Consider the following 7,017-nt stretch of genomic DNA (forward strand, 5'->3'; position numbering starts at 1 on the left):
CTGACGCGATTGCGCACCGGTGCGCTGTCGCTCCAATTTCGGTGAAGTCGGCAGTGTGCCACCTCAGCTGACTGCTACGCTGTCAGGCGCCCCGCCGCAGCACTGCGCAACCTCAGCAGCGCACGAAGCGAAGCCGGCTTCACCGGCTTGTGCAGCAGTTCGACCTGCAGCGCCCGCACCCGCAACCGCAGCGTCGGATCGCGATCGGCGGTGACGAGGGCGGCCGGCACTGCACGGCCCCAGGCCTCGCGCAGCGCCACCACCGCGTCTAGTCCATCGACGCCTTCGTCGAGATGCAGGTCGGCGAGTACGAGGTCGGGCAGGCGGCCGGCTCGTGCCACCACATCGAGCGCCTCGGCCTGCGTGGCCGCGGTCGCGACCTTGCAGCCCCAGCCGCCCAGCAGCGCCGCCATCGCCTCGCGCACCCGCGCCTCGTTGTCGAGGCAGAGCACGAAGCTCTCTGCCTCGATCGACGGCATCGGCTGCGGCGCCGGCACGGCACCGGACGGCGTGAGCACAGCCGCCACACGGGGCACGGTGATGGAGAAGGTCGACCCACGCCCCGGCGCCGAGGCCAGCGCCACCGGCAGGTCGAGCATGCGCGCGATGCGGTCGACGATGGCGAGGCCGAGGCCGAGGCCGCGCTCCTCGCGCGGACCCTCGTCCTCCGGTTGCAGCCGCACGAACTCGTCGAAGATCAGTTCCTGCTTGTCGGATGCGATGCCCGGCCCGTTGTCGCGCACTTCGATGCGCAGCGATCCGTTCACGCGGCGGCAGCCCAGCAGCACGCGCGCCGGGCGGTTCTCGACGCGGCCGTAGCGCAGCGCGTTCGACAGCAGGTTCTGCAGGATGCGGCGCAGGAAAGCCGGATCGGTGTCGACGAAGGCGCGCGTCGGGACGACCACCAGCTCGACGCCGCGCCGGGCGGCGGTCGGCGCGAAGGCGGTGGCCAGCGACTCGAACAGCGGCTGCAGCGCGAACGGGCGCTTCTCGGGCTTGAAGGCGCCGGCATCGAGCTTGGAGATGTCGAGCAGCGCATCGAGCAGCGATTCGACGGCGCCGAGGCTCGCATCGATCTTGCCGCCGAGATCGTTGTGCGGATCGCGGTCGATCAACGCCGCCGTGAACAGCCGCGCGGCGTGCAGCGGCTGCAGCAGGTCGTGACTGGCCGCGGCGATGAAGCGGGTCTTGCCGAGATTGGCTGCCTCCGCCTCGGCGCGGCTCGCCTCGAGCTCGGCCGTGCGCTCGACCACGCGTTGCTCCAGCGTCTCGGCGGCGCGGCGCAGCTGGCTGTCGCTGTCGCGCAACGCCTGGGCGGTGTGCACCCGTGCCGTGACGTCGTTGCAGGTGGCGACGAAGCCGTCCTCGGGCAGCGGATCGAGGCGCAGCTCGATCACACGGCCGCCGCGCGTGGCGATCTCGTGGGTCTGCGGCGTCGCGGGCCGGCGCAGCAGCGCCACGACGTCCGCTGTCGCGCCGAATTCCTGCGGCGAAACGCCGACCGCCACGGCATCGTCGTCGAGCGCCAGAAGCGCCGTGAAACGGTCGTTGAAGATCTCCAGCCGCCCCTCGCGGTCGAACGCGGCAATGCCCATGCCGACATGGTCGAGCGTGTTGCGCAGGATCTCGTAATTGTAGCGGATCGCCTCCGAGGCCTCGTCGATGATGGCGCGGGCGCTGCGCGGCAGCAGCCGTCCACGCCGGCGCGACGCCGCCACGATGACGCGCGCCGATGCCGCCCCCAGCGTGCCCGACAGCATGCGCTCGGTGCGGGCGAGCGCGGCCTCCATCGAAAGCTCGCCCGAGAGCGCCCGGGCCGCGCGTTCCACGCCGACGAAGCGCGCCAGCAGCTGGCGCAGCTCCTCGATGCGGGCGGCATCGGCCGGCGTGCGGGGGGCCGGCGGCTTGGCCTCGGCACCCGGAACGAAGCCCCCCGACACGAAGGCATATGCCTGCTCGCGGTCGCGCCCCACCGGCCGGACCGCCAGCGACACGCCGACCAGCAGCGCCGTATTGACTGCGATACAAACCAGGAAGCCCTGCAGCACCGGATCGAGCGCGGCCAACGGTCCCGGCAGCCACGGCATGAACGGCGCCACCGGGGCCCCCTCAGTCCCCGCGCCCGCGCTCTGGTGCAGGGTCGGCAGCAACAGGGCGTAGAGCCAGACGATGAAGCCGCCCGCCAGTCCCGCCACCACGCCGAACCGGTGGGCGCGCTGCCAGTAGAGGCCCAGAATCAGGCCCGGCGCGATGTTGGCGACGGCACAGAAGGAGATCATGCCGATCGAGGCGAGCGGCAGGTAGCCCGAGATGATGCGTTCGTAGGCGTAGCCCGCCATCAGGATCAGCACGACGGCGGCGCGGCGCACGAACACCACCAGCGGTCCCATGTCGCGCGCCACCCCGGCCTGCCGGCGCAGCAGGTAGGGCATCACCAGTTCGTTGCCGATCATGCCCGACAGCGCCATGCAGGCCACGATGACCATGGACGTCGCCGCCGACAGGCCGCCGATGAAGACGAAGGCCGACAGCCAGTTCTCGCCGCCGACCAGCGGCAGCTTCAGCACATAGAGGTCGGGACTGACCTGCGGCCCGAGCAGCAGCAGGCCCGCCGCCGCGATCGGGACGACGAACAGGTTGATCAGCACGAGATAGATCGGGAACAGCCAGCGCGCGGTCTTCAGACTCGCAGGATGGTCGTGCTCGACGACGGCGACGTGGAACTGCCGCGGCAGGCAGAGGAAGGCCATGCCCGACAGCAGCGACATCACCACCCAGGTGAGCGGCGAGGCCTCGCGCGTCAGCCGCTCGGCCACGGCCGGCGCCTCGGCCAGGCGCCCCATCAGGTCGGCCGGCCCGTCGAACAGGAACCACACGACAAAAGGGCCGACCGCCAGCAGCGCCAGCAGCTTCACCACCGACTCGAAGGCGATGGCCAGCATCATGCCGCGATGCTGCTCGGAGGCCTGCACGTTGCGCACCCCGAACAGGATGGTGAACAGCGCCATCAGCGCCGCCACGATCAGCGAGGTGTCGGCATGGACCACGCCCGGCGCGCCGCCGACCCACGGCGTGGGTGCGGCGATGGTGCGGAACGACGAAGACACGGCCTGCAGCTGCAGGGCGATGTAGGGCAGCACGCCCACCGTCGCGAACAGGGTGGCGGTGACGCCGACGGCGCGGCTCTTGCCGTAGCGCGAGGCCAGGAAGTCGGCGATCGAGGTGACGTTGTGCTGCTTGGCGACCCTGACCATTTTTCGCAGGATCGGGTAGCCCAGGGTCACGACCAGGACCGGGCCGGTATAGATCAGGATGAAGTCGATGCCCGAGGTCGCCGCCCGCCCGACCGCGCCGTAGAAGGTCCAGGAGGTGCAGTAGATGGCCAGCGAGAGACCGTAGACGATCGGCGCCACCGAGTTCCGCGACCAGTCGCGCGCGTGGCGGTCACCGAAATACGCCACGGCGAACAGCAGCCCCAGATAGGCCAGCGACAGGGCCAGGACAGCCGGTTCGGCCAGCATGCGTGTGCGTTTCTCCCCGACGGCATTGAACCTGTTCGGTCGGGCGACGACAAGCTTGTCCTATGGCTTCCTGCCGGTAATGACTTGAACTTCCTTGCCAGATACCGTCCGCGATATGTGCTGGGTTATCCAAAGATGGCGGAAGTGACCGTGTTGCAAACAATCACTCTCACATTGCGCCCTTGCAGCCCGAGTGACCGCGCGGACTTCATCGACCTCGAGCTCGATCCAGAGGTGATGCACTTCTTGAGTGGCGGTGCGGTCGACCATGAGAATACCGATCCGGAGGACGTGACATTCCTCATGCCGAGAGGATCGGAACCGTATGTTTGGACGGCGCGGCGAACGGCCACCAACGCGTTCGTCGGATGGTTCTGCTTGTTTCCGGAGACTCAGACTCTCGCCGAGATCGGATACCGCCTGCGTCGGGAGGATTGGGGCATGGGGCTGGCAACGGAAGGAGCCTTGGCTCTGGTCAATTGGGGATTCAGGAGCGCCGGGTACGACAGGATCGCCGCCTGCACCATGGCAGTGAACCACGGCTCGCGCCGCGTGATGGAAAAGATCGGCATGAAACACGTCCGCACAAGTTTTCCGGACTTTCCCGCTCCTATCCCGGGCACTGAAGACGGGGAGGTTTGGTACGAGGTGCTGCGCTCGGACTGGAATGAGGACAAGTGATTGGAGATCAGGTGCATGCCAAACTTGCGGTCCCGTCCCCCGACCACACCGTAGAACCTCCTCGAGAAGTAGATGGCAACGACCAGCCGGCACAGCCGGTTCGGCCAGCATGCCTGCGCGTTTCTCCCCGCCGTCATTGAACCGTCTGGGCGGGGCAGCTACAAGCGCTGCACATCAAGGAATCAGCATGGCATCCTACCAGTACATCTACGTGATGAAGGGTCTGAACAAGACCTTTCCCGGCGGCAAGCAGGTCCTGAAGGACATCTGGCTGTCGTTCCTGCCCGGCGCCAAGATCGGCGTGCTCGGCCTCAACGGCTCCGGTAAGTCGACCCTGCTCAAGATCATGGCCGGCCGCGACGACAGTTTCACCGGCGAGGCCTGGGCGGCCGAGGGCGTGAAGGTGGGCCTGCTGGAGCAGGAACCCGGCCTCGACCCGGCCAAGGACGTGCTGGGCAACGTGATGGACGGCGCCGGCGAGATGGCCCGCATGCTGGCGCGCTTCGAGGAGGTGTCCAACGCCTTCTCCGATCCCGACGCCGACATGGACAAGCTGATCGAGGAGCAGGGCGAGCTGCAGGAGAAGATCGACGCCGGCAACGGCTGGGACCTCGGCCGCACCGTCGAGATCGCCATGGACGCGCTGCGCTGCCCGCCGTCCGACGCCAATGTCGAGAATCTCTCGGGCGGCGAGAAGCGCCGCGTGGCGCTGTGCCGCCTGCTGCTCAGCAAGCCCGACATGCTGCTGCTCGACGAGCCGACCAACCATCTCGACGCCGAGTCGGTGGCCTGGCTGGAACGCCATCTCGCGGAGTTCCCCGGCACCGTCGTGGCCGTCACCCACGATCGCTACTTCCTCGACAATGTCGCCGGCTGGATCCTCGAACTCGACCGCGGCGCCGGCATCCCGTGGGAAGGCAACTACTCGTCCTGGCTGAAGCAGAAGGACAAGCGCCTCGAGCTGGAAGAGAAGACCGCCGACGCCCGCCGCCGCACCATGCAGCGCGAACTCGAGTGGATGAGCACCAGCCCGTCGGCCCGCCGCTCCAAGAGCAAGGCGCGTATCGCGGCCTACGAGCAGATGGTGGACGAGGACAGCCAGCAGACGCTCGACCGGGCGCAGATCGTCATCCCCGCCGGCCCGCGCCTGGGCGACCATGTCATCCGCGCCGAGGGCATCTCCAAGGGCTTCGGCGACCGCCTGCTGATCGACAACCTCACCTTCAACCTGCCGCCGGGCGGCATCGTGGGCGTCATCGGCCCCAACGGCGCGGGCAAGACCACGCTGTTCAAGATGATCACCGGCCTCGACAAGCCCGACACCGGCACCTTCTCGGTCGGCCCGACGGTGAAGCTCGGCTATGTCGACCAGAGCCGCGAGACGCTCGATCCCAACAAGAGCGTGTGGGAGGAGCTTTCGGGCGGCCTCGACATCATCAAGCTCGGCACCAGGGAAGTGTCCAGCCGCGCCTATTGCGGCTCGTTCAACTTCAAGGGCGCCGACCAGCAGAAGAAGGTCGGCCAGCTCTCGGGCGGCGAACGCAACCGCGTCAACCTCGCCAAGATGCTGAAGAGCGGCGCCAACGTCCTGCTACTCGACGAGCCGACCAACGATCTCGACGTCGACACCTTGCGCGCGCTCGAAGAGGCGCTGGTCGAGTTCGCCGGCTGCGCCGTCGTGATCTCGCATGATCGCTGGTTCCTCGACCGTACCGCCACCCACATGCTGGCCTTCGAGGGCGACAGCCATGTCGAGTGGTTCGAGGGCAACTACCAGGACTACGAGCTCGACCGGCACCGCCGCCTCGGCACGGACGCCGACCAGCCGCACCGCATCAAGTACAAGCCGCTGGTCCGCTAGACTGGCGGGCCCAGGAACGGCGGCACGGCATGAACCCGCTCAACGAAGTCCAGTGGGGACAAGACTGGGCATGGGGCGTGCCGCTGATCGCCCTCACCTGCGTCATCCACATCCTCTGCCTGGCGGTCTTCACCGCCCGGGTCGACCGGGTGCTCGACAGGATGCGGGACCGCGGCCGCCACGTCACCCTCATCTTCTCCCTGGTGATGGCGATGGCGGTGACGCTGGTGACGACCCTGCACATCCTCGAAGGCGGCATCTGGGCGCTGGCCTTCCGCTACCTGGACGCCATCCCCGACAACCGCTCCGCCATGCTCTACTCGCTGGGCGCGCTGACCACCTACGGCGACACCACCATCCACCTCGCCCACCAGTGGAAGATGCTGGGGGCGCTGGAAGCGGTGAACGGCATGCTGCTGTTCGGCCTCACGACGGCGTTCCTGTTCGCGATGATCCAGAGGGTGCTGCCTCCGGCGAAGCGATGACAGGCCGTCGAAAAATCAGGGTCCTGGCGAATAAACGAAACAAACAAAATAATCGAAATACATGAAACGAATGTCGCACCCCCCGAATCCTGGGTCTGGGCGACCGTCGGCGTAACAATGTTGCTCACCGGGCTCCCGAAATGCCTACTTCGACCGCCTGCTAGCGTCTTTCCGCATTAAGTTCACCCACACACCATCCTCATCCTGAGGAGCACGCCCAAGGCGTGCGTCTCGAAGGATGGGCAATAAACGTGGTGCTCGTGCCCATGCTTCGAGACGGCCCTTCGGGCCTCCTCAGAGTTTGTGAATCTATTCGACTGCGAAACGTATGCCTGACAACCGCGCAATTTTGATTCTCGCGATCCACGTGTGACGAACGAAATGGAATCGCGAGAAGGCGGCCAAGATTCGAAAGCATCTCAAAAGTTCAGCATCCCCATGCCCTGCTCAAAGATTCACAAGCTCTCAG

At 67.1% G+C, this 7,017-nt stretch carries 4 protein-coding genes; 3 read left to right on the plus strand and 1 reads right to left on the minus strand.

What is annotated here, in order from left to right:
- Positions 1-74: 74 nt before the first annotated feature.
- Positions 75-3,521 (minus strand): NahK/ErcS family hybrid sensor histidine kinase/response regulator, encoded by a 3,447-nt coding sequence (locus tag Q7V45_RS02545; protein WP_304846448.1) that lies wholly within the window; start codon positions 3,519-3,521, stop codon positions 75-77.
- Positions 3,522-3,656: 135 nt separating this feature from the next.
- On the opposite strand from Q7V45_RS02545, the gene Q7V45_RS02550 reads away from it, so the two are divergent.
- From Q7V45_RS02550 to Q7V45_RS02560, 3 genes are all read left to right on the plus strand, one after another.
- A complete protein-coding gene (locus tag Q7V45_RS02550; protein ID WP_304846451.1) occupies positions 3,657-4,202 on the plus strand; it encodes a GNAT family N-acetyltransferase in 546 nt (181 codons plus the stop codon).
- A 187-nt stretch (positions 4,203-4,389) separates the two neighbouring features.
- Positions 4,390-6,063 carry an energy-dependent translational throttle protein EttA gene (gene ettA / locus Q7V45_RS02555; RefSeq protein WP_304846454.1) on the plus strand — a complete coding sequence of 558 codons (1,674 nt, stop codon included), beginning with the start codon at positions 4,390-4,392 and terminating at the stop codon, positions 6,061-6,063.
- 29 nt (positions 6,064-6,092) lie between these two features.
- A complete protein-coding gene (locus Q7V45_RS02560; RefSeq protein ID WP_304846457.1) occupies positions 6,093-6,548 on the plus strand; it encodes a hypothetical protein in 456 nt (151 codons plus the stop codon).
- Positions 6,549-7,017 lie beyond the last annotated feature (469 nt).

It is taken from the genome of Reyranella sp., assembly GCF_030651995.1.
Taxonomy (GTDB): Bacteria; Pseudomonadota; Alphaproteobacteria; order Reyranellales; family Reyranellaceae; genus Reyranella.